Genomic DNA, 20,601 nt, shown 5'->3' with positions numbered 1-20,601 from the left:
AGCGGCGCCGAACCGTAGCAATAGCGTGACGCGTTTAAATTGACGTTATGTTACGGGCTGTTGCGGCGGACCAGACGGCCAAGCCATCGGCCAGCGCCGCGACATCATGGGTGCGGATATAGTCCGCTCCCAGAGAACTTGCAAAAATTTCAGCGGTGAGGGTGGCTGGCCCAGCCTCCCCTGCCGGCCGGCCCTGGCGCAGGAAGGATTTCCGCGACACACCAATCAGCACCGGCAGGCCAAACTGCCGTTTCAGCTCGGGAATCCGCGCCAGCATCTCGTAGGAGGCCTCCGCACGACGGGACAGGAACATGCCCATGCCCGGATCGAGAATAAGCCGCGAACGCGCCACCCCCGCTTTCAGGAGGGCGTTCAGCCGGGCGTCGAAGAACGCCGCAACCCGGCCGAAAATCTCCTCTGGCGGAATGTCCTCGATCGTCGCCCGTCCCTCAGCCTGCACCGCATGCATGACGATCAGCTTGGCCGTGCTATCGGCCAGGCGCGGGTAAATCTCGGGATGGGCAAAGCCATGGATATCGTTCAGCGCCGCCACGCCCTGATCCAACGCCCAGCACTGCACCTTTGGCGAGAAGGTATCGATAGAGACCGGCAGTCCCGCCGCATGGAGTGCCGCGATCACCGGCGCGAGGCGAGCGATTTCCACCTCGGGCGAGATGCTCTCTGCCTTTGGGTTGGAGGCCGCCGCACCCAAATCGAGCATCGCCGCGCCATCGCCCACGAGCTTCTTGGCATACGCAATTGCGGCCTCGGCAGCGAGGTATTTACCGCCATCGGAAAATGAATCCGCCGTGATGTTCACGATGCCTAAGATGTGGGGGCTCATGCCGTACAGCGCAGCTCCAATTGATCAAGTACTTCACGATCCCAGACCGTAGCATAAGGATCTCGCCCGGCGATAATCCGCGCCATCCGAATGGCCTCTCGCGCAAGCGGAAAGTCATTTTGCTGAACGGCGATTGCGGCTTTGGCCCGCCAAAAGCGAAGACAGGAGGGATCTGCACCTGCACGCGTAAGAAGGCCATCGGCGCCTTGCGCGTCGCCGTCAACAAAAGCCGAAAAGAAGGCCCGTTCGCAAATAACCTCAGAGTCGTCGCCAGTCCGCAGCCAAATCCTGCGCGCGGCATCCACCTCGCCGCGGTCCATGTGCCAAACGTAAAGGAGCAGCAGCAGGACGGAATATGGGGTCCAGAGCGTCAACCGCATGGCCGATTGCATCAAACTTGGCGGCCAATCGCGTGGACGAACTTCACCGATCATCTGCTCCGCCAGCCGCGCCATCAATGTACGCGCGGTCAAATCACGCTCGCCGAGAATCGAGACGATCTGCGCCCCATCAGAACCTTTGCGCCATGGAAAAAGATTGGTCACGCCCGCCAGAAGTGACAGCGCGGCCAAGAGCCAGAAAAATGCAGCCGCTTCCGTTTCAAGCGCCGATGCTGTCACAGCGCTTAGGAGTGCGATCGCCAGATTAGCGGCGGGACCGCCGGCAAAGACGGCGATGTAACCCCAGCGGCTTTCCTGGGTTGGCACAGCCACAACGGCGCCCCAGGCGTCGGAGAAAGGCGGCGCACCATGGCGAATGCGCCAAGGCCTCAAGCGGATGGTGTAGCCGCCCCAGGTAAAGAGGGCGACCCGCCACCCGATAAGCCGGGCAACGGCATAATGGCCGCCCTCATGCGCCAACACCAAAAGGGGACCGGCGGTTATGACAAAGACAACCGCAGCAGCCCGGCCATAGAGGTACGGAAGCTCTGCTTCAAAACACAACGCAACAGCACTCGCCACGAAGACGAGCACAAAAACGATCAGCCCCACCGCGAGGGATGGTCTTGGTGGGGCCGAAGATCCGGATTCATTGTGCATGGCATCAGGGTAAGCGTGGAAGCGATGAAGTGAAATCGCCGCCTTCGACGGCATCACAAAAAAAGGCCCGGGATGACCCGAGCCTTTCTTGTCTGTGCGGGGTGAGCCGAACTCAATGGCCCGGCTGCGGCTCCGGAGCGATTATGCCGCCGCGCGGCACACCAGCCGACGGGACGGAGGGGCCAGGACCGCGCTGCGGCTCCGGCTCTTCATAAGGCGTGCGCACCGGCGGAATGCCTTTGAGCAGCGCCACGATCTCATCACCCGAGAGGGTTTCGTACTCGAGCAGGCCGCGCGCCAAGACGTTCAGATCGGTCATCTTATCGGTGAGGATCTGGCGCGCCTTGTTATACGCAGTATCGATGATCCGCTTGATCTCAGAATCGATCTTCTGCGCGGTGGCTTCGGAAATGTTCTGGGTACGCGAAACACTGTGGCCCAAGAAGACCTCTTCCTGGTTCTCAGCATAAGCGATGGGGCCCAGATCATCCGACATGCCATAGCGTGTGACCATAGCGCGGGCCATGCGGGTGGCCTGTTCGATGTCGCTGATCGCGCCGGTCGTGACCTTCTCGTGCCCGAAGACAAGTTCTTCGGCAAGACGGCCGCCAAAGGCGACACAAAGATCTGCTTCCATCTTCTGGCGCGTGACCGAGAGCTGATCACGTTCCGGCAGACGCATCACCATACCGAGGGCACGCCCGCGCGGAATGATGGTCGCCTTATGGATCGGGTCGGAGCCAATCACGTTCAGGGCCACGATGGCGTGACCGCCTTCGTGATAAGCTGTGAGACGCTTTTCCTCTTCGCTCATGGCCATGGAGCGACGCTCCGAGCCCATCAGCACCTTATCCTTGGCCTCTTCCAGCTCATACATCGTCACCACGCGCTTGCCGCGGCGCGCCGCCAGCAAAGCAGCTTCGTTGACGAGGTTGGCCAGATCAGCGCCCGAGAACCCAGGCGTGCCACGCGCGATAACCTTGGGATCGACGTCGGGAGCGAGCGGAACCTTGCGCATATGCACGCGCAGGATCTTCTCACGGCCGCCGAGATCCGGATTAGGCACCACGACATGACGGTCGAAACGACCAGGACGCAGCAAGGCCGGGTCCAAAACGTCGGGACGGTTGGTCGCCGCGATCAGGATCACGCCTTCGGTGGATTCGAAGCCATCCATCTCGACCAGCAACTGGTTGAGGGTCTGTTCGCGTTCGTCGTTACCGCCGCCGAGACCAGCACCGCGATGACGGCCCACGGCGTCGATTTCGTCAATGAAGACGATGCAAGGCGCGTTCTTCTTGGCCTGTTCGAACATATCGCGGACGCGGCTTGCGCCGACGCCGACGAACATTTCCACAAAGTCCGAACCGGAAATCGTGAAGAACGGCACATTGGCTTCGCCAGCGATGGCGCGGGCGAGCAAGGTCTTACCGGTACCCGGAGGGCCGACGAGCAGTACGCCCTTCGGAATGCGGCCACCCAGGCGCTGGAACTTCTGCGGATCCTTGAGGAAGTCCACGATCTCCTTCAGATCGTCCTTGGCTTCATCAACGCCAGCGACATCTTCAAAGGTCACGCGGCCCTGACGCTCGGTGAGAAGCTTCGCACGGCTTTTGCCGAAGCCCATCGCCTTGCCGCCGCCGGACTGCATCTGGCGCAGGAAGAACACCCACACCGCGATCAGAAGCAGCATCGGGAACCAGCTCACCAGGACATTGAGCAACGGCGACATGCCTTCATCAGGCTTGGCGATGTTGATCGACACCTTATGGGCTTCCAAGCGCGGGATAAGTGCCGGATTGTCGGTCGGGACGGTGGTGGTGAATTGGGTGCCGTTGGTCAGCTCGCCCTTCACCTGCTCACCCGATTTGGTGATTTCTTTTACTTCACCCGCATCGACCTTCTGCACGAATTGCGAATAGGTCAAAGGCGGTGTGGCGGCGCGCTGGCTCGATCCCTGAAAGAGATTGAACAGGAGAACCAGCAGCAGCGCGATGAGGATCCAAAGCGCTAGATTTCGCAGGTTGTTCAAGGCGATCCTTTCTCCGGGCCCAGTCAGCGGCAAAAAACTCTATCGTATAGATAGGGCGAATTTCCGCCTTTGCCAGCCAGGAAAGGTTAAGGATTTTCGCGGAGTACGTCTATCTCTGAACGCCGATTATGCTGAGCTGCCCGTTAAGGTTTGGTTGGGTTCCTGCTGGAACGGTCTTTTTCGGGCTCCACCACCAGGGTCGCGGCGCCAAAGTGTTGGAATCGCTTGGGTGCGGGGCCGATACGGCAACCATGAAGGGTGCGTCCGCCCGCGATATCCCCACGGGAAATAGCAGAATAGAGCGCGGCAAGCCGTTCAAAGCGGGGCCGGTAGGGATTTCCTGACACCGCCATCAACACTGAAGCCAGGGTTCGCAACGCAAGTTCCGGAGGGGCACAACCCAAAGCCTCAGAATCGAGAAGCATTGCTGAACCCAAAGGATGGCTGGCCCGCGCCATTACCGCCTCTGCGGCAAGTTCAAGCGCCCCACGCGCACGCGCCAAATGCCCGCAGGTCAGGGCCAAACGTGCCGGCGTCAGACCCAGTTTGGACAGTTCCGGCATCGCCTGACGTAGCTGCACACGCGTAAAGCGCGGGTCCGCATTCATCGGGTCATCGATGAAATCCTGTTCGAGCCCTTGAAGGTACGCACGCAAAGTTTGGCGCGATACGTTCAGTAACGGCCGGGCGACCACCAGATCGGAATAAGCAGGATCAGGAAACGGGGCCAGCGGGCGCATGCCCGAGAGACCATCAACGCCGCTGCCGCGCGCCAACCGCAGCAGGAAAGTTTCGGCCTGATCGTCTTCGGTATGGGCGACATAAACGGCCGCGAGCTTCTTTTTCCGGGCAAAGGCACCGATCAGGCCATAGCGAATAGCCCGCGCGGCGGCTTCGATATCGCGCGAAGGCGCCGAGCCCTCATGCGCCAGGACTTGCCCCTTCAGCCCTGCCGCGCGCGCCCACGCCATAACGCGCTTGGCTTCTGCTTTTGCCTCTGGACGCAGGCCATGATCAACACAGACAACCAGGGGCGCAGGCAGGCCGTGATCTGAAGCCCAGCCCGCCAAGAGGTACATCAAGGCAACCGAATCGCTGCCGCCCGATACGCCCACTGCCGCAGGCCATGGCGCATGTCGCATGGCCTCTGCGAAGCAGGTCTTCAGCGCGGCTATGACCTCACTTGGCGCAGAATTTGTCGCGTGCGTTGGCGGCTTGCGTGAGGATGTTGGCCGGAGCTTGCTTGTACTTGCTCTTGATCGCGCCAAGCGTGAGGCACCCTTCTTTCTTTTCGCCCAAGCCAATCAGCGACTGGCCGAGTTTCAACATGCTCTCAGCCCCTTGCGGGCTTGAGGGATATTTCTTGATCTGCTCGGCGAAAGCCGAGGCGGCCGCGGCATAATCCTTTTGCACAAAGGCAATATTGCCGACCCAATAGACGGCTTGCGGCGCCAGACTGTCTTTCGGATTGGCATCGGCAAAGCCGCGGAAAGCCGCCCGCGCTTCGTCATACCGGGCACGCGCGAGGAGATTCATCGCCTCGTCATACTGGCCACGGGCCGGATCGCCTGCGGGCGCGCCAGCTTGGACACCGGGATTTGCCGGAAGCGTGCCAAGGGTGCCGCCATTAGGGCCGGAGCCCATCGCTTGCGAGGGCTGAGCGGAGGCCTGAGGCGCGGCTTGCGAGCCTCCCGAGAAATCGCACGGCAAAGCGCCCTGCCCCGGAGCCTGACCGGCCGTTCCCAAAACCTGGCTGGAAAGCTCGCAGAGCTTGTAGTCGTAATCCTTCTGCTGCTTGTCGAGCCGTTGCGACATGACATTGAGCTGATGCGAGAGCTGCTCATTGGTGCCGTTGGCGATGCGCAGGGCCTGTTCGAGATCGCTCATGCGCTGGCGCAATTCGGCGATACCAGCATCCTGATCATTCTCGCGCGCTTCCGCTTTGAGACGGGCGGCCTTCTCCTCATCGCTCTCGCCGAACAGGCCGCGTATCTGCACTGTCTGCGGTACTGGGGGAGCGGCGAAAGCCGGAGCGGCACTGCCTGCGAGCACCGCCGCAGCGGCCATCAACTGCCATTTCATTGGGCGCCTGTTCATCTTCATCCTCCGCGCAGTCTAGGCCAAAGAGCTTCGCCGGTCGCCTTACCGGTATGACACAAGAGCCAGCTTTCCTAGATGGAAAAACGCCCGAAAAGCAAAGGGGCGCCGAAACCGGCGCCCCGTCACCTCATAAACCTGACCTAAGGCTTAGGAATTCGCGCCAGAGGCGACGATCGTCACGCCGCGGCGGTTCTGCGCCCAGCAGGCTTCCGTCGATTCCGTGCAGATCGGCTTCTCTTTGCCGTAGGAGACCGTGTCGACGCGCGCGGCGGAGACGCCGAGGCTGACCAGGTATTCCTTCACGGCGTTGGCGCGCTTGGCGCCGAGCGCGATGTTGTATTCACGCGTGCCGCGTTCGTCAGCATGACCTTCGACGGTCACCTTGATGTTCGGATACTTGGCGAGCCAAGCAGCCTGACGCTGCACAGTGGCCTTATCGGCGTCCTGAACGGCATAAAGGTTGTATTCGAAATGGACCGTGTCGCCGACGTTGACGCGCAGATCTTCAGCGCTACCCGGCACGATCTTCGACGTCGGCGCGGGGGCCGGAGCGGCGACCGGCGCGGGGGCCGGGGCGGGCGGCGGCGGCTCTTTGGCGCAACCGACGACAAAAACAGCAACAGCAACAGCGGCCAGCTTCGGGCCGACAGCAAATTTCTTCATGGTTATCCCAACTCCTTTTGAATGCGCGGAAGCCGACTGCGAAAGCTCCGCACTAGATTTCGCACCTACCCCAATACGCCCTCGGTCGCTGGGGATTGTACGGACTCCGGACCTACTGGATCAAGGGCGACCACGCCGGATCAGACGCGTCCCCCGGCGTCGCAACGCGGCGCAAATTGCGCCCCGTCACGTCCACCGACCAGATTTGAGACCCCCGTCCGCCTTGCAACGTCCGGGTAAACATCAATACGCGGCCATTTGGCGCCCAAGTCGGCCCTTCATCTTCCCAGCCATTTGTAAGGATTCTTTCGCCGGTTCCGTCGGGACGCATGACACCTATGCTGAATTGGCCACCGCCTTGCTTGGTAAACGCGATGAGATCTCCACGCGGGCTCCACACGGGCGTACCGTGCCGGCCCTCGCCAAAGCTGATGCGATGGGGGTTCGTGCCATCGATATTCATCACGTAAATTTGTTGTGAGCCGCCCCGGTCAGACTCGAAGACGATCTGCTTTCCGTCCGGAGAGAAGGACGGCGCCGTATCGATCGAGGGGTCGAAGGTCAGCCTTTTAGTCTGACGGGTGCGCAAATCCATCAGGTAGATGTCCGAATTGCCCCCCATCTCCAACGTCATGGCAACGAGATTGCCGTCCGGCGAGAAACGCGGCGAGAAGGTCATGTTGGGGAAGTCGCCCAACTTCTCCTGACGGCCCGTTTCCAGGTCAAAGAGGTACACGCGCGGCTTGCCCGTGGTGTAGGACATATAGGCGATCATCTGCGCGGTCGGATTGAAACGCGGCGTCAACACCAGGAAGCCATTGGTGAGGTAGCTCGCATTGGCGCCATCCTCATCCATGATGGTCAGACGCTTGACGCGCTTCAGCGCCGGGCCCGATTCCGAGATGAACACGATGCGCGTATCGAAATAGCCCTTCTCGCCGGTGATGCGCTGATAGATCGCGTCCGAGATCATATGGGCGATGCGGCGCCAATTGGTTGGCTGGGTGAAATACTGCAACCCCAGCATCTGGCTTTCGCCATAGACGTCCCACAGGCGGAAATCGACCCGCAGGCGCCCGTCGGGCTGCATCGAAAGCTGGCCGGTGACGAGGCCCTGGGCGGTGATTACGCGCCAGTTCTGGAAGTTCGGCGCCACGTTGATGTTGTTGATCTGGTCGATATAGCTCTTGGGATCCAGCGGCTTAAAGAGACCGGAACGCTCCAGATCGGCGCGCACCACCTTGGCCATGTTCTGAATCGCGGCGGCAGCGGCAGGGTCGGTACCCGCAGGAGCGGGCGCCACAAAATCGGGAATGGCGATCGGAAGGGGCTGGATGTTGCCCTGGTTGACGTCTACCTGCAGCGCCGCCTGCGACGGTATCGCTATGGCGAAGAGCGCCAGAACCGCAAGTACGAGCTTCTTCATCCCAATCTCCGTATCACCTTATTGGCTCAATTGGCGCGGATCGAAAGTGAAAATCACGTCACGCCACTGAGCATACCGGTCTACTGGCAGCTTGTAAGGGGAACAGGTGTAAATCGCGCGACGAGCAGCCCCTGCCGCCGCCGCCATATAAGGATCCCCCGCCGCATTCGCGGAATCTCCTACCAACTGTGGCGGCTGCGCAATGGTTCCATCCCGATTGAGGAAGAGCCGGTATTGCACGATCAGCCGTTCGGGATGCGGCGTGCCGGTGGGCGGGCTCCAGCAGCGATAGATTTGGCTTTGCATCAGGCTGGCGAGATCAGCCGTCATCCCGGTCTGGGCACCGACACCCTTGATGTCACGTGGGCCAGCCTTGATGTTGGTGTTCGGCTTCTTTTTGGCGAGCAGCTTTTCGATATTGTTGATATCGAACTTCTCGGCCTCTTTGGGTTTGTCCACGGGCTTGGGCTTATCAGCCTCTTTCGGCTTGTCAGCTTCCTTCGGCTTCTCCTTGGGAACAGGCTTAGCGTCGGGCGCGACTTCGAATTTCGGCGGCGCGACCTCTTTTTCCTCGGGCACGATTTCGCGCGCATCCGGGGGCTTGGGCGCCTCTTCCTTCTTCTCCATCGGGGCAATGTTGGTCTTGTCGCTGACTGAGACGAGATCCACCGGCACCAGCGGAATGTCTTCCGTAGGTAAATCGAGCTTCTTGGAAAAAGACACGAACAGAAGCACCACCAAAATCGCATGCAGTGCGATTGAGGCGACCACCCCCAAAGGCAGCGGGGCTGCCTTGTCCGCTGTCGGCCTGGTTCTCATTGGCCCTGTTTTTCATCCGTGCTGTGCTTGGGCGGCCCGGTGACAAGACCGATCTTGGTGAAGCCGGCGGAGGACAAAAGCCCCATCACCTCCATCACCCGCCCGTAATCGACGCTGGAATCGCCGCGCACGAAAATGCGCTGGTCATAGCCGTTCGCTGCGATGGCTTTGAGCCGCTCCACCAAAGTGTCGGGCTCCACCGCCGTGTTCTGCAGGAAAATACGGCCGTCCTTGCGCACCGTGATCGACAAGGGTTCGCGATCCTGGCCCAGCGTCTGCGCACGCGTTTTCGGAAGATCCACCGGCACACCCGCGGTCAACAATGGCGCCGTCACCATGAACACGATCAGAAGCACCAGCATCACGTCCACGAAGGGCGTGACGTTGATCTCAGCCATAGGACGGCGGCCTCTGCCGCGCTTACCCCGGCTTGAAGAGGAAATCGCCGCGCCCATACTCAGCGCGCCTTTTCGTCAAGCTGGCGCGACAGGATGCCGGAGAGCTCATCGGAGAAAGCGTCGAGACGATTGCCGTAACGCCCAATCTCAGCGACGAAGCGGTTATAGAAAATCGCTGCGGGAATGGCGCAAAGAAGGCCCATTGCCGTGGCGAACAAAGCTTCCGCGATGCCCGGCGCGACCACGGCAAGCGTGGTGTCATGGCGGGCCGCAATCGCCGTGAAGGAATTCATGATGCCCCAGACGGTGCCGAACAGACCCACAAACGGCGCTGTAGAAGCGACGGTGGCAAGAAAGCCGATGCTCTTCTCGACCGAGTCGATCTCGCGGGAAATAGTGACGCTCATCGCCTTCTCGACCCGATCCTTGGTACCGGACAGGATCGCGAGGCTGGGCGTGCCATGTTCGAAAGCGCGGCGCCATTCGCGCACGCCCGAAACAAACACCGCCGCGAGGGGGTGGTTATTGCGCTGGGCGAACTGGGCATAGAGCTCGTCGAGCGACTGGCCGGACCAGAAGGTCTTCTCGAAACGGTTGGCGCGATTGTTCAGGGTGGAAAGGGCCAAGCCCTTATTGATGATGATCACCCAGGACCAAATGCTGGAGAGCAGCAGGAGGCCGAAAACGCCCTTCACCAAGGGGTCGGCGCGCCAGAACATGTCCACCACCGAAATGCCGTGGGCGCTGATGGCTGCCCCACCGGTATTTTGGGTATCTACATTGGTCACAGGCGCGGCAAGCGGAGCGGTCTCGGCCGGTTCGCCCGTTGGCGCGGCACTCGGCGCCTGTTGCGCCAGGGCAGGACCTGCCGCCATCGGGGCTGCCAGAACCAAAAACAGCGCCGCTACAAATCCCCTGATCGTCTTCATGCTGCGCAACCTCGTGCGGGTCCCCCAGGCTTAGTATGCCGGGTGCGGAGAAAATTTGCTCGGAAACTTATCGGGAGAGCCCCGAAAACATTGTTAAGCGACTGTTTCAGAAACAAAAGGCAGAACTTTGTCACGCACTTCCTGGGGAATGCGTTTTGGCCTTCCTGTCAAAGAAATAATGCAGGCCTCGACCTGACCACGCGTCAGTTGTACCCCATGGGCATAAATCGACTGCTGCGCGATGAGCCGGGCGGCCGAGAGTGCGACAACGTTGGTCCGAACCTCGACGATATCGTCGAACTTGGCAGGGCGCAGATAGTCGATCTCGAGCTTGCGTAACGCCCAAGCTGACGGATCGGCATCTTCCATGGCCGCCGCCTTCAAGCCCAGGAAGCGGAAGAACTCCGTGCGGGCCCGCTCCATATATCGCAAGTAATTCGCATGATAGACGATGCCGGAAAGATCGGTGTCCTCGTAATAGATACGCACCGGGAAGACGAAAGTGTTGCCCTCCATCCTCGGGGTCACGGGATCAGGCTCACGCATCGCCGTCCTCCTCCGCGAAGAGAGCAATTTGCGCCGGATCGCGCGCGGGCGCCGGAAGCCCCAAATGGGTATAGGCGTTGGCGGTCAGAATACGGCCGCGCGGGGAGCGCTGCACAAACCCTTGCTGCAAGAGATAAGGCTCGATGGTCTCCTCGATGGCGTCGCGCGCCTCACCCAAAGCCGCCGCGATGGTCTCGATCCCCACCGGCCCCCCGCCGAAATTGTCGGCGATGAGTTTCAGATAACGCCGGTCAAAAGCATCGAGCCCCTTGGCATCGACTTCCAGACGGTTGAGCGCGGCATCGGCGATTTTGGCATCCACCACGGGATGGCCCGCCACGGCTGCGAAATCGCGCACGCGCTTCAAAAGCCGCCCGGAGATACGCGGCGTGCCGCGCGCCCGCGAAGCGATTTCGCGCGCCCCATCAGTGGTGAGTTCGAAGCCCAAAACACGCGCGCCGCGCTCCACAATCGAGAGCAGCTCATCGGCAGTGTAGAAATTGAGCCGGATGGGAATGCCAAAACGGTCGCGCAAGGGCGTGGTGATAAGGCCCGCGCGCGTGGTGGCGCCCACCAGGGTGAAAGGCGCGAGGCTGATCTTCACGGAGCGCGCCGAAGGACCTTCACCGATGACGAGATCGAGTTCGAAATCTTCCATCGCCGGATAAAGGATTTCCTCCACGGCCGGATTGAGACGATGGATTTCGTCGATAAAGAGCACGTCGCGCGGTTCGAGATTGGTGAGGATGGCAGCGAGGTCGCCCGCCTTCGCCAAGACCGGGCCAGAGGTAGAGCGGAAGTTCACGCCCAGCTCGCGCGCCACGATCTGCGCCAGTGTGGTTTTGCCAAGGCCGGGCGGGCCGGAAAACATCACATGATCGAGCGCTTCGCCGCGCGCTTTGGCAGCTTGAATAAAGACGGCGAGGTTTTCGCGCGCCAGCGCCTGGCCGGTGAATTCGGCGAGCGACTTCGGCCGCAGCGAGGATTCAAGCGCGTCTTCCTCATTGCGCTCAGGCGCGATGAGCGGGTTCTTTTCGGTGAAGGCGGGGATGGGCTTTTTCGGTGCCATTTATCGACCCATAGCCCTCAACGCTTCACGTATCAATGTATCGAGCGCGGCGCCCTCGCCCAGCCCGCCCGCCGCTTTGGCCACGGATTCGGCTGCTACGCTCTGGGAATAGCCCAGCTTGGTCAGGGCCAGCACGGCATCGGCCTCGGGGCCGCGATTTGCTGGGATGGCCAGCACCTCGCCCGGGTCCTGACGCAGAATGACGTTCGGGGCCTTGTCTTTCAGTTCGGTGATGATGCGGGTGGCGAGCTTCGGCCCCACCCCTTGCGCCTGGCCGATCATCGCCTTGTCGGCCAGCGCAATGGCCTTGCCGATGGCTCTGGGATTAAGCGCCGAAAGGATGTTGAGGGCGACGCGGGCGCCGACGCTCTGCACCGTCTGCAAGAGGCGAAACCACTCGCGCTCTTCGCTGGAGGCAAAGCCGTAAAGCCGGATCGCGTCCTCGCTTACCTTCATCTCGATCAGCAGTGCCGCCGCCTCGCCCACACTAAGCTTGGCCATGGTCGAAGCCGGGCATTGCACCAAATAGCCCACGCCATGAACGTCGAGGATAATGTGATCCTCGGCGATGGTATCGACGGTGCCTTTGAGTTTTCCGATCATGATAAGGCTGCCAGGATCTTTGCGCGGGTGCCCGCGAGAGACGCATGCGCTATGGCGGCGGCGAGCGCATCGGCGGCGTCGGCCTGCTCCACCCCGCAAGCGGGCAAGAGCCGCTTCACCATCGCCTGCACCTGTTCCTTGCCGGCATGGCCGACACCGACCACCGACTTCTTGATGTGGTTGGGGGCATATTCGGCAATCTCGAGCCCGGCTTGAGCTGCCGCAAGGATCGCCACCGCGCGAGCATGGCCGAGTTTCAGGGCCGCCAAAGGGTCTTTAAAAACAAAGGCTTGTTCCACCGCGATAGCGCCAGGGTTCAGCCCTGCAATGATCCGGGCGACCTCTTCATGCAGCTTCATCAAGCGAATACCCATGCCTTCGGAAGCATGGGTGATGATCACGCCGTGGGCGACGTGGCTAAGGCGGGTGCCCTCGCAATCGATCACCCCCCACCCCATACGGTGCAGGCCGGGATCGAGCCCCATAATGCGGACTTTAGGCATGTCAAACCCGAACGAATCGCGAATAGAGTTTCGGGGATTGCCCTGGCGAAGTCTATTTTGAGGGGGATAGACCCGCGTTAGAAAATGCAAAAATTTACGTTCCAGTCGCCGTTTTTCGCCGTAAGCGGCTGATATGGAAGAATTTTCGCCAGAAAGTTTGGCCTCGATGGGGCCCCGGCGAGCGAGACTGAAAAACAGACAAATCGGCGCGGTCAAACAGCCCCTTAGATGTGGGGGCTGCCGCGCGCCGTTCAAGCCGATGCGGCGTTATTCGCCCAGCTTCGCCATCAAGGCGTCGGAGAGCTCGTAATTGCCGGTGACGCGCTGCACGTCGTCATTATCTTCCAACACGTCGATCAGCTTCATCAGCGTCTCGCCGACATTGTCGGGCACCAGGTTGGTATTCTGCGGGCGGAAGAACATGCCCGAAGAGGCCGCCACGCCGAGCTTGGCTTCGAGAGCCTCGCGCACCTGGGCGAAGACATCCGGTGAGCAGGTGAATTCGTGTTCGTTCTCGTCGGTATCGACTTCATCGGCGCCCGCTTCGAGCGCGATTTCCAGCATCTCGTCAGCCGAGCCTTTGCTGAGTGGATAGGTGATCACGCCCAAACGGTCGAACATGAAGCCGACAGAGCCGGTCTCGCCCAACGCCCCGCCGAATTTCGAGAAGGCGGCGCGAACGTCAGCCGCGGTACGGGTACGGTTGTCGGTGAGGCATTCCACGATCAGCGCGACGCCGCCCGGGCCATAGCCCTCATAGCGGATTTCGTCATAGTTCTCGGCGTCGTTGCCCTGGCCCTTCTTAATGGCGCGCTCGATATTGTCCTTGGGCATGGACTGTTCGCGGGCGGCGATGATGGCCGCGCGCAGGCGCGGATTGTGGTCCGGGTCGGGCATGCCCATCTTGGACGCGACGGTGATTTCGCGCGCGAGCTTGGAGAAGAGCTTGGAACGCACCGCGTTCGCCTTGGTCTTCTTGAACATCACGTTCTTGGCGTGGGAATGACCGGCCATCGGAAGGACTTCTTCTAAGGAGATTGGAATAGGGGCGGTGAGATAGCCGGACGCCCCCGTCAAGCGCAAGAGCGGCTGCAGGGCGCAGGCGACACAAGGATAATATTCCTTATTTCATTACTGCCGCAGTGAGCGGGCGGGCTGGGGGTAGATATCGGCAAGAAGGCTGGGACGACGTTCGGCTTCTACAGCTTCCCGCTTCTTCGCCATATGCCAAGCGGCAAAGGCGAGCTGGGCCGCGATCCCGGCGATGGTCAACACCGATTGCACCCAAGCATTGCCGCCAGAAAGCACCGCGCTGACCGCCGTGACACTCGCCAGCAAAACGCCGAAGGAGAAAACCTGCAAGGAAAGGCTGCCACAGCGAATGATGGCCTGCGCCCAGGGCTTGTTGCTCAAGGCTCCAATCGGCGGCAGGAAGCGGATCAGAACGATGGCGAGGGCAAAGAAGCTGACCAGCCGCAAAAAGCCGAGCGCGGTCTTATCCAGCAGAAGGGTGTGCGGACGCAGGCTGGTGATGAACCAGAGATGGGCGCTCAAGGTTTCACTCATCTGGATCAGCGCGACAGGAACCACAATGGCGAGCGCCGCCCAGAAGACGCGGCGGCTGGCGGCAAAACTGAATTGCCCCTTCTGCGCCGGATGGCCGATCACCGCGCCCAAGACAAAAATGAATTGCCAGGAAAAGGGATTGAAGAACCAGGGCTCGCCGCTGGTGGTCCATAATTTAAGGCCAAACACCTGCACGGCTACCCACAGCAGAAACGACGGCGCCACGACCAGCCAGAGACTGCGCTCCAGTCCCTTCAAGACCAGCGGAAACACCGCGAGCAGCACAACATAAGTCGGCAGGATGTCGAGATAGCCGGGCTGAAAATGCATGGTGAGCGTCGGCCAGATATAGGCAATCGGATTCTCGAACACCCATTGTGCGCGAAACACCCAGCGATAGGTCTGATCGCCTGTTGCCGCGATAAACAATCCCACCAGTGCCAGCACCGCCGCCATCAAACCCAATTGGCTGAGATAGATCACACCGGCGCGGCGCCACACCTTCTTAGCGGCAGTAACAAAACCATCGCGCAGCATGGCGCGGCCATAGACCAGCGAAGCGACATAGCCGGAGAGAAAAAAGAAAACCTCCGCCGCATCGCAAAAGGCAAAGCTGTGCAGCGTGAAGGGCTCGAATATATTCTTCGGCACATGATCGATAAAAATCACGAGCAGCGCGAGCCCGCGAATGAAATCGATGCGGTCGTCGCGCTTGGAAGTTTTGGTCATGACGCCGTCCGAACCCGCCGCTGCGCGGCACCACTGCTTTGGATGTTGAGCTTTAGACCACGGAACGGGGCAATTGTGGGGCGCCTATCGGGCGAATGCGACACTCTGTCGAAGATTTCACGCGAACTTCAGCGGCCTCGTTCACCAATTCGCGAGGCCCGATTGCCGCGGCGCCAGGCCCGACGTTTTGCAACCCGCGCAAAAGGGGCGGCGTGTGCGGCGTATACTTTAGGTTTGATGGCACTGTCACTCGCACTTTTAGGACAGGCGCCGCTTCGGCGCAGGTTCCAAGGGCGATCACGGCTCCAAACAAAAAGCCATCGTGAGGGCCCAAGGTGCTGCAAGGAATAGATACAGGCGTAAGGGCTGCACATCTTCCAGCCAAATAATCCGTATACGAATTTATATCCAGACGGGCGTTTGTCCCAGTTAAGGACATAGGCGCAAGTACGTAAGGGCTTTTCGCGAATGCGGATGTCCCCCGCATGTCCTTCCGTATAAAGACTTTTCTACTGCTACCGCTACCAGCAGCACACCGTTTACAGGTACATCTTCTCAGGAACAATTCACTCCTAACGCATAGCCTTCCCGTGGAGCGGGCAAGAAGCTCGCCGCACCCGGGAGACAAACGCATGAATACTGCCGTGAGATTTGCCGCTGCATCGGCCATTGCCTTGGCCCTGGCCACGATGTCGGGCTGGGCAGGCGGCGAACACGCCACCAAGGACGAAGCCGTCGCGATGGTGAAAAAGGCCGCTGCCGCTATCAAAGCCGATGGCCCGCAAAAAGCCTATGAGGCCTTCACCTCCAAAGCCGAAGCCTTTCATGATCGCGACCTCTATGTGGTGGTGTACGATTCCACCGGCAAATGCCTGGCCCATGGCAGCAACGCCAAGCTGGTTGGCAAGGATCTGATCGATGCGCAGGACGCCGATGGGGTCTACTACATCAAAACCCGCATGGACCTGATGAAGACCAAGGCGAGTTTCTGGCAGGATTACAAATTTTCTGATCCGCTGACCAAGAAGCTGGAACCGAAATCCACCTATTGCGAGAAGCTGAACGACACTGTCGTGTGCGCCGGCATCTACAAATAGTTCCTGGCCGTCCTCCCTTTATGGGCGGTTCCCCCGCCGCCCATCTTTTTCTTTATTTTTACGTATGAAACGGGCGCACATGAAAGAAAGCGACATCACGATCCGCACGAAGCTGAAGCTGCTCGCGCTGGTGATCGTGGGCCTGACGGCCGCACTTGGCGTTTATGGCTATTTGCTTTTGGACAGCAACGCCACAAAGACGGCCTTCATGCAGAACGGCGTCATCCATGATGATGACGTTATCGGCAATTTTCAGAATGCATCTGATGACACCGTTCGCGATCTTTACCGCCTTGCATCGGTAGCCGGCAGCGAGAGTGACGAGAAAAAACTCGAAGCGCTCTCTACCAAGGTGCAAAAAAAATTCGACGTTTTCCTGAATTCCTTTGCCCAGGTTAAGGCCTCTATGAAAGCAGAGGGCTTTGCCGAAAGCGAAATTTCCGGCTTCGAGACACTGCTGAAAGCCTATGTCAAGCGCGGCAAAGATACCGCCGATATGGCTACCAGCGATGCCGCGACTTCGGCAGGCATGATGACCGGAACGCGTCAGCGTTTCGAGGTGATGGACGAGGCACTTGCCAAGATCATCACAGCGATGACCCAGAAAAAGGCCGATACGCTGAGTGACATCCGCGCGGGCATGCATCGCGGCGAAGTCATTTTTGCCATCAGCCTCTGCGTGATCATTGCCGTGGCCCTGTTTCTTTCCTTCATCATGGGGACGCGTATCTCCACACCCCTCGCAAATATTGCCGAGGTACTCGAGAAGATCGCGGAGGGCAATCGTGCCGTGGTCATCACCGGCCAGGACCGGCGTGATGAGGTCGGCCAGCTCGCCAGCGCGACGTTACGCCTGCGCGAGCAGTTGACGGCCGCAGAGAAGGCCAAATCCGATCAGGTTCAGGTCATCGTAGGCAGCGTGGGCGAAGGGCTTTCCGCGCTCGCCAATGGCGATCTGACGGCGCGCATCAGCGCCGAACTGACAGGCCCCTTCGCCAAGCTGAAGGATGATTTCAACGTCGCGATGGGGCGGCTTGAAACCACCATGCAGCAGGTCACCACCTCCACCCGCGAGATTTCCTCGGGCGCGGCCGATATCTCCAAAGCCACCGATGATCTTTCCCGTCGCACCGAACAGCAGGCAGCGACCTTGGAAGAAACCGCCGCCGCGCTGGAAGAGATCACCAATTCAGTCAAGACAACCGCAACCGCGATCAAAGAAGCCAATGGGCGGGCCATCGCCGCTAAATCGGCCGCCGAAGAAGGCGGCACCGTTGTCGGCACCGCCGTCGCCACCATGGATAAGATCGAGCAATCCTCCAAACAGATCGCCGAAATCATCGGCGTGATCGACGAGATCGCCTTCCAGACCAATCTGCTCGCCTTGAATGCGGGCGTGGAAGCGGCCCGGGCGGGCGAGGCCGGCAAGGGCTTCGCCGTGGTCGCGACCGAAGTACGCGCGCTGGCGGGCCGCTCCAGCGATGCCGCGAAGAAAATCAAGGCGCTGATCACCGCCTCGGAAGGTCATGTCGCCGAAGGTGTGAAGATCGTGGGCGATACCGGCCAGGCGCTCGGGCGCATTGTCGAGCAGATCCTGCACATCAACGAGCTGGTCAGCCAAGTCTCGCAAGCCGCCGGGCAGCAATCAAGCTCAATCAGCGAGGTCAACACCGCCGTCGGTCAGATGGATCAGGTCACGCAGCAGAACGCCGCCATGGTGGAAGAATCCACCGCCGCGGCGCGCAGCTTGGCACACGAAACCGAGGAACTGGCCCAGCAGATCGGCTTCTTCCGGGTCGGCGGTGCACAGGCCGCGCGGCTGCGGGTGGTGGCGAGGAGATAGTTAGCCCATCTCCACCACAACAGCGTTGGAGTCCTTCAGCTTATCGGCAGGAACGAGATTGCCGCTTAAGACCTCGCCATTCAGCGTGAGCTTGGCGACACCCTTTTCGACGCATTTCGGATTCTTGACTGTGATCGACACCGTCTTGCCGCGGAAACGGCGCGTGGCGGTGAAACCGGGCCAAGAAGCCGGAATGCAGGGATCGATGGTGAGCCCGTTCCAATCGGCGCGGATGCCGAGAACGTATTGCGTGCCCGCGACATAGGCCCAAGAGGCAGACCCCGACAGCCATGGCACGCGCGCAGCGCCCGCATGCGGGCTCGGCGGGGTGTGGGTGAACTGGCAATAGACGTAAGGCTCGATCTCGCGCACCTCCGCTTTGTCGTTCCAGGCCGCGGGCATGGTGGCACGATAATAGCGATAGGCCCTGTCACCATGGCCAAGCATGGTCTCGGCAATCACCGCCCAGCCCTGGGTATGGGTGAAGACCGCGCCATTCTCTTTCATGCCGGGATTGAACAGCACCGCGCGCATCACCTTCATCGAGGTTTCGACAAAAGGCGGGGCGCAGAGGGCAAGGCCATATTCGGAGGAAAGATGCTTTTCCACCGAACCCATCGCGGTCTCGGCACGCTCGCCTTGGGCATGACCGGAAAACACAGCCCAGGTTTGCGTGTTGAGGAAGATCGCGCCTTCCTTCAGCTCATGCGAGCCGAACTTGGTGCCGTCTTCGCCAAAGCCGCGCAAATACCAGGCGCCGTCCCAAGTGGTCTCAGCCAGGCGCGCATCGAACTCGGCCAGCATCTGTTCGGCCCAGGCCTTTTCGCCCGCCTCACCCGCAATCGCGCAAAGCTCGGCATAGGTGGCGAGCGCAAAGCGCAGCTGGAAGGCGACCATCACGGTCTCGCCATTCTTGCCGAGGCGGATGCAATCGTTCCAATCCGCCGAGAGGCCGCAAGGAAGACCATGCTTTCCCGAATGGGTGAGGTTGAAATCGATGGCGCGGCGCAAATGGCCAAGCACGCTCGCCTCGCCATGATCGGCGTAAGGGATGACCTTGTTGAGGAAACCCGTGTCGCCGCTTTCCTTGATATAGGCCGGGACCGTGTTGAACAGCCACATCCCGTCATCGGAGCGGTATTCATGCTCCGGCGGCTCTTTTTCCGATCCCGGGTGATGGGCGAATTGCTTCACCACCGGCATGGCGCCGCCATTGGCAAGCTGGCCCGAGAGCATCAGCTCCAGCCGCTTCACCGCTTCCTGCGGAATGGCATGCATCACGCCCAAAAGGTCCTGCACCGTGTCGCGATAGCCAAGGCCATCGCGCTCACCGGCGTAAATGAGGCTGGCGGCACGCGACCAGGCATAGGTCATCTGGCAATTGAACGGGCCCCATATGGCGAGCATGGAATTGAACGCCGGATCGGGCGTTTCCGCCGTCAGCCCTTCGATGCGGCCATGCCAATAGGCTTTGAGCATCGCCAGCTCGCTGTCGACGACACCTTCTTGCGAAAAGGCGGCGGCGGCGGCTTTGCCTTCCACGCCCGCGCGTCCAACACCCATCAGCACGGTGATTTCACGCGTCTCTCCGGGTGCGAGTTCGATGTCGGTCTGCAAACTGCCGCAGCCATTATCGCCATAAGCGAGCGAGCCGGAGCAGCGCCCCGCCTCTACCGCTTTCGGCTTGGCATAGGAACCATAGGTGCCAATGAAGGCGGTGCGGTCGGTATCAAAACCCGTCACCGGCGCGCCGACGAGGGCGAGGAAGGTGTGGCGGCCCTGATCGGCATTCTCGAAATTCTTCGGGTCTTCCGGGATATGCACGTTCGTGCCGTGATCGATGATGCCGTCCTCGACACCCATGCGCACGATGAACTGCGAATATTGCAGGTTGGTGAGATCGTTGAAGGCGCTCCAATTGCCGGCATATTCGACATAGGTGAAGGCCGAGAGCTTGCGCGGCTTTGCGCCCGTATTGGTGAGCTTGAGGCGCCAGACTTCCAGCGTCTTGCCAAGCGGCACGAAATAGGTCGTCTCGGCCTTGATCCCAGCATATTCCGACGAGATCACCGTATAGGCTGTGCCGTGACGGCATTCGGACTTATAGCTGTCGAGCGGCTTTCCCACCGGCTGCCAGGAGGCGGACCAGTAATCCCCGCTTTCGGCATCGCGCAGATAGATATAACGGCCCGGCTGGTCCAGCGGCACGGCGTTGAACCTTATGCGGACGAAACGGCCCTGCGCCGCCGAGCGGTAGAAGGTGTAGCCGCCCGCATTGTTGGTGATGATCGAACCGAACTCCGTGGAGCCGAGATAATTGCTCCAGGAGCGCGGCGTATCGGGCCGCGTGATGACATATTCCTTGGCGGCGTTGTCGAAATGTCCGAACTGCAC

At 60.5% G+C, this 20,601-nt stretch carries 19 protein-coding genes; 2 read left to right on the top strand and 17 right to left on the bottom strand.

The features are described from left to right. Positions 1–34 precede the first annotated feature (34 nt). The 16 genes from folP to FHS83_RS10320 form a co-directional block, all read right to left on the bottom strand. Positions 35–844, bottom strand: a complete 810-nt coding sequence (gene folP / locus FHS83_RS10395) for a dihydropteroate synthase (protein ID WP_167082896.1) — start codon at positions 842–844, stop codon at positions 35–37. Further along, positions 841–1,884, bottom strand: coding sequence for a M50 family metallopeptidase (locus tag FHS83_RS10390; protein ID WP_167082895.1), 1,044 nt, complete (start codon positions 1,882–1,884; stop codon positions 841–843). Before FHS83_RS10390 ends, folP begins: the two co-directional genes overlap by 4 nt. Positions 1,885–1,996: 112 nt before the next feature. Next, entirely contained in the window at positions 1,997–3,916 is a 1,920-nt protein-coding gene (gene ftsH, locus FHS83_RS10385; protein WP_167082894.1) for an ATP-dependent zinc metalloprotease FtsH, read from the bottom strand. Positions 3,917–4,059: 143 nt separating this feature from the next. Further along, positions 4,060–5,058, bottom strand: a complete 999-nt coding sequence (tilS, locus tag FHS83_RS10380) for a tRNA lysidine(34) synthetase TilS (protein ID WP_167082893.1) — start codon at positions 5,056–5,058, stop codon at positions 4,060–4,062. A 37-nt stretch (positions 5,059–5,095) separates the two neighbouring features. Beyond that, entirely contained in the window at positions 5,096–6,013 is a 918-nt protein-coding gene (ybgF, locus tag FHS83_RS10375; protein WP_167082892.1) for a tol-pal system protein YbgF, read from the bottom strand. Positions 6,014–6,163: 150 nt separating this feature from the next. Then, positions 6,164–6,679, bottom strand: a complete 516-nt coding sequence (pal, locus tag FHS83_RS10370) for a peptidoglycan-associated lipoprotein Pal (RefSeq protein ID WP_167082891.1) — start codon at positions 6,677–6,679, stop codon at positions 6,164–6,166. A 112-nt stretch (positions 6,680–6,791) separates the two neighbouring features. Next, positions 6,792–8,105, bottom strand: coding sequence for a Tol-Pal system beta propeller repeat protein TolB (tolB, locus tag FHS83_RS10365; protein WP_167082890.1), 1,314 nt, complete (start codon positions 8,103–8,105; stop codon positions 6,792–6,794). 18 nt (positions 8,106–8,123) lie between these two features. Beyond that, entirely contained in the window at positions 8,124–8,924 is an 801-nt protein-coding gene (locus FHS83_RS10360) for a hypothetical protein (protein WP_167082889.1), read from the bottom strand. After that, positions 8,921–9,379, bottom strand: coding sequence for a protein TolR (gene tolR, locus FHS83_RS10355; RefSeq protein WP_167082888.1), 459 nt, complete (start codon positions 9,377–9,379; stop codon positions 8,921–8,923). Before tolR ends, FHS83_RS10360 begins: the two co-directional genes overlap by 4 nt. A 2-nt stretch (positions 9,380–9,381) precedes the next feature. Further along, the gene (gene tolQ, locus FHS83_RS10350) at positions 9,382–10,251 is read right to left on the bottom strand and encodes a protein TolQ (RefSeq protein ID WP_167082887.1); all 870 of its coding nucleotides are present in this window, start codon (positions 10,249–10,251) and stop codon (positions 9,382–9,384) included. A 93-nt stretch (positions 10,252–10,344) separates the two neighbouring features. Next, positions 10,345–10,797, bottom strand: a complete 453-nt coding sequence (ybgC, locus tag FHS83_RS10345) for a tol-pal system-associated acyl-CoA thioesterase (RefSeq protein WP_208414452.1) — start codon at positions 10,795–10,797, stop codon at positions 10,345–10,347. Beyond that, the gene (gene ruvB / locus FHS83_RS10340) at positions 10,790–11,866 is read right to left on the bottom strand and encodes a Holliday junction branch migration DNA helicase RuvB (protein ID WP_167082886.1); all 1,077 of its coding nucleotides are present in this window, start codon (positions 11,864–11,866) and stop codon (positions 10,790–10,792) included. The genes ybgC and ruvB overlap by 8 nt, the downstream gene beginning before the upstream one ends. Continuing rightward, a complete protein-coding gene (gene ruvA, locus FHS83_RS10335; protein WP_167082885.1) occupies positions 11,867–12,469 on the bottom strand; it encodes a Holliday junction branch migration protein RuvA in 603 nt (200 codons plus the stop codon). It abuts the gene before it with no gap. After that, entirely contained in the window at positions 12,466–12,972 is a 507-nt protein-coding gene (gene ruvC / locus FHS83_RS10330) for a crossover junction endodeoxyribonuclease RuvC (protein WP_167082884.1), read from the bottom strand. Before ruvC ends, ruvA begins: the two co-directional genes overlap by 4 nt. 267 nt (positions 12,973–13,239) lie before the next feature. Beyond that, positions 13,240–13,986 (bottom strand): YebC/PmpR family DNA-binding transcriptional regulator, encoded by a 747-nt coding sequence (locus tag FHS83_RS10325; protein WP_167082883.1) that lies wholly within the window; start codon positions 13,984–13,986, stop codon positions 13,240–13,242. 117 nt (positions 13,987–14,103) lie between these two features. Beyond that, positions 14,104–15,267, bottom strand: coding sequence for an OpgC family protein (locus FHS83_RS10320; RefSeq protein WP_167082882.1), 1,164 nt, complete (start codon positions 15,265–15,267; stop codon positions 14,104–14,106). 632 nt (positions 15,268–15,899) lie between these two features. On the opposite strand from FHS83_RS10320, the gene FHS83_RS10315 reads away from it, so the two are divergent. After that, positions 15,900–16,364, top strand: coding sequence for a cache domain-containing protein (locus FHS83_RS10315; RefSeq protein WP_167082881.1), 465 nt, complete (start codon positions 15,900–15,902; stop codon positions 16,362–16,364). 79 nt (positions 16,365–16,443) lie between these two features. Continuing rightward, complete coding sequence (locus FHS83_RS10310; RefSeq protein ID WP_167082880.1) at positions 16,444–18,207, top strand: methyl-accepting chemotaxis protein; 1,764 nt, start codon at positions 16,444–16,446, stop codon at positions 18,205–18,207. Here FHS83_RS10310 and FHS83_RS10305 read toward each other — a convergent pair whose 3' ends face one another. After that, complete coding sequence (locus FHS83_RS10305) at positions 18,208–20,601, bottom strand: GH36-type glycosyl hydrolase domain-containing protein (RefSeq protein WP_167082879.1); 2,394 nt, start codon at positions 20,599–20,601, stop codon at positions 18,208–18,210.

The sequence above is a fragment of the Rhizomicrobium palustre genome (assembly GCF_011761565.1).
Classification (GTDB): domain Bacteria; phylum Pseudomonadota; class Alphaproteobacteria; order Micropepsales; family Micropepsaceae; genus Rhizomicrobium; species Rhizomicrobium palustre.
The sequence above is the reverse complement of the archived record's forward strand: the minus strand, read 5'-3'. Positions and strand labels throughout refer to the sequence as shown.

What these genes read in the sequence shown, in the direction of transcription:
- FHS83_RS10315 (WP_167082881.1), top strand. Translation starts at nt 15,900, where the DNA reads ATGAATACTGCCGTGAGATTTGCCGCTGCATCGGCCATTGCCTTGGCC.
- folP (WP_167082896.1), bottom strand. Translation starts at nt 844, where the DNA reads ATGAGCCCCCACATCTTAGGCATCGTGAACATCACGGCGGATTCATTT.
- FHS83_RS10310 (WP_167082880.1), top strand. Translation starts at nt 16,444, where the DNA reads ATGAAAGAAAGCGACATCACGATCCGCACGAAGCTGAAGCTGCTCGCG.
- ruvB (WP_167082886.1), bottom strand. Translation starts at nt 11,866, where the DNA reads ATGGCACCGAAAAAGCCCATCCCCGCCTTCACCGAAAAGAACCCGCTC.
- FHS83_RS10325 (WP_167082883.1), bottom strand. Translation starts at nt 13,986, where the DNA reads ATGGCCGGTCATTCCCACGCCAAGAACGTGATGTTCAAGAAGACCAAG.
- FHS83_RS10390 (WP_167082895.1), bottom strand. Translation starts at nt 1,884, where the DNA reads ATGCACAATGAATCCGGATCTTCGGCCCCACCAAGACCATCCCTCGCG.
- pal (WP_167082891.1), bottom strand. Translation starts at nt 6,679, where the DNA reads ATGAAGAAATTTGCTGTCGGCCCGAAGCTGGCCGCTGTTGCTGTTGCT.
- tolB (WP_167082890.1), bottom strand. Translation starts at nt 8,105, where the DNA reads ATGAAGAAGCTCGTACTTGCGGTTCTGGCGCTCTTCGCCATAGCGATA.
- FHS83_RS10320 (WP_167082882.1), bottom strand. Translation starts at nt 15,267, where the DNA reads ATGACCAAAACTTCCAAGCGCGACGACCGCATCGATTTCATTCGCGGG.
- ruvA (WP_167082885.1), bottom strand. Translation starts at nt 12,469, where the DNA reads ATGATCGGAAAACTCAAAGGCACCGTCGATACCATCGCCGAGGATCAC.
- ybgC (WP_208414452.1), bottom strand. Translation starts at nt 10,797, where the DNA reads ATGCGTGAGCCTGATCCCGTGACCCCGAGGATGGAGGGCAACACTTTC.
- ruvC (WP_167082884.1), bottom strand. Translation starts at nt 12,972, where the DNA reads ATGCCTAAAGTCCGCATTATGGGGCTCGATCCCGGCCTGCACCGTATG.
- tilS (WP_167082893.1), bottom strand. Translation starts at nt 5,058, where the DNA reads ATGCGACATGCGCCATGGCCTGCGGCAGTGGGCGTATCGGGCGGCAGC.
- ybgF (WP_167082892.1), bottom strand. Translation starts at nt 6,013, where the DNA reads ATGAACAGGCGCCCAATGAAATGGCAGTTGATGGCCGCTGCGGCGGTG.
- tolQ (WP_167082887.1), bottom strand. Translation starts at nt 10,251, where the DNA reads ATGAAGACGATCAGGGGATTTGTAGCGGCGCTGTTTTTGGTTCTGGCA.
- FHS83_RS10360 (WP_167082889.1), bottom strand. Translation starts at nt 8,924, where the DNA reads ATGAGAACCAGGCCGACAGCGGACAAGGCAGCCCCGCTGCCTTTGGGG.
- tolR (WP_167082888.1), bottom strand. Translation starts at nt 9,379, where the DNA reads ATGGGCGCGGCGATTTCCTCTTCAAGCCGGGGTAAGCGCGGCAGAGGC.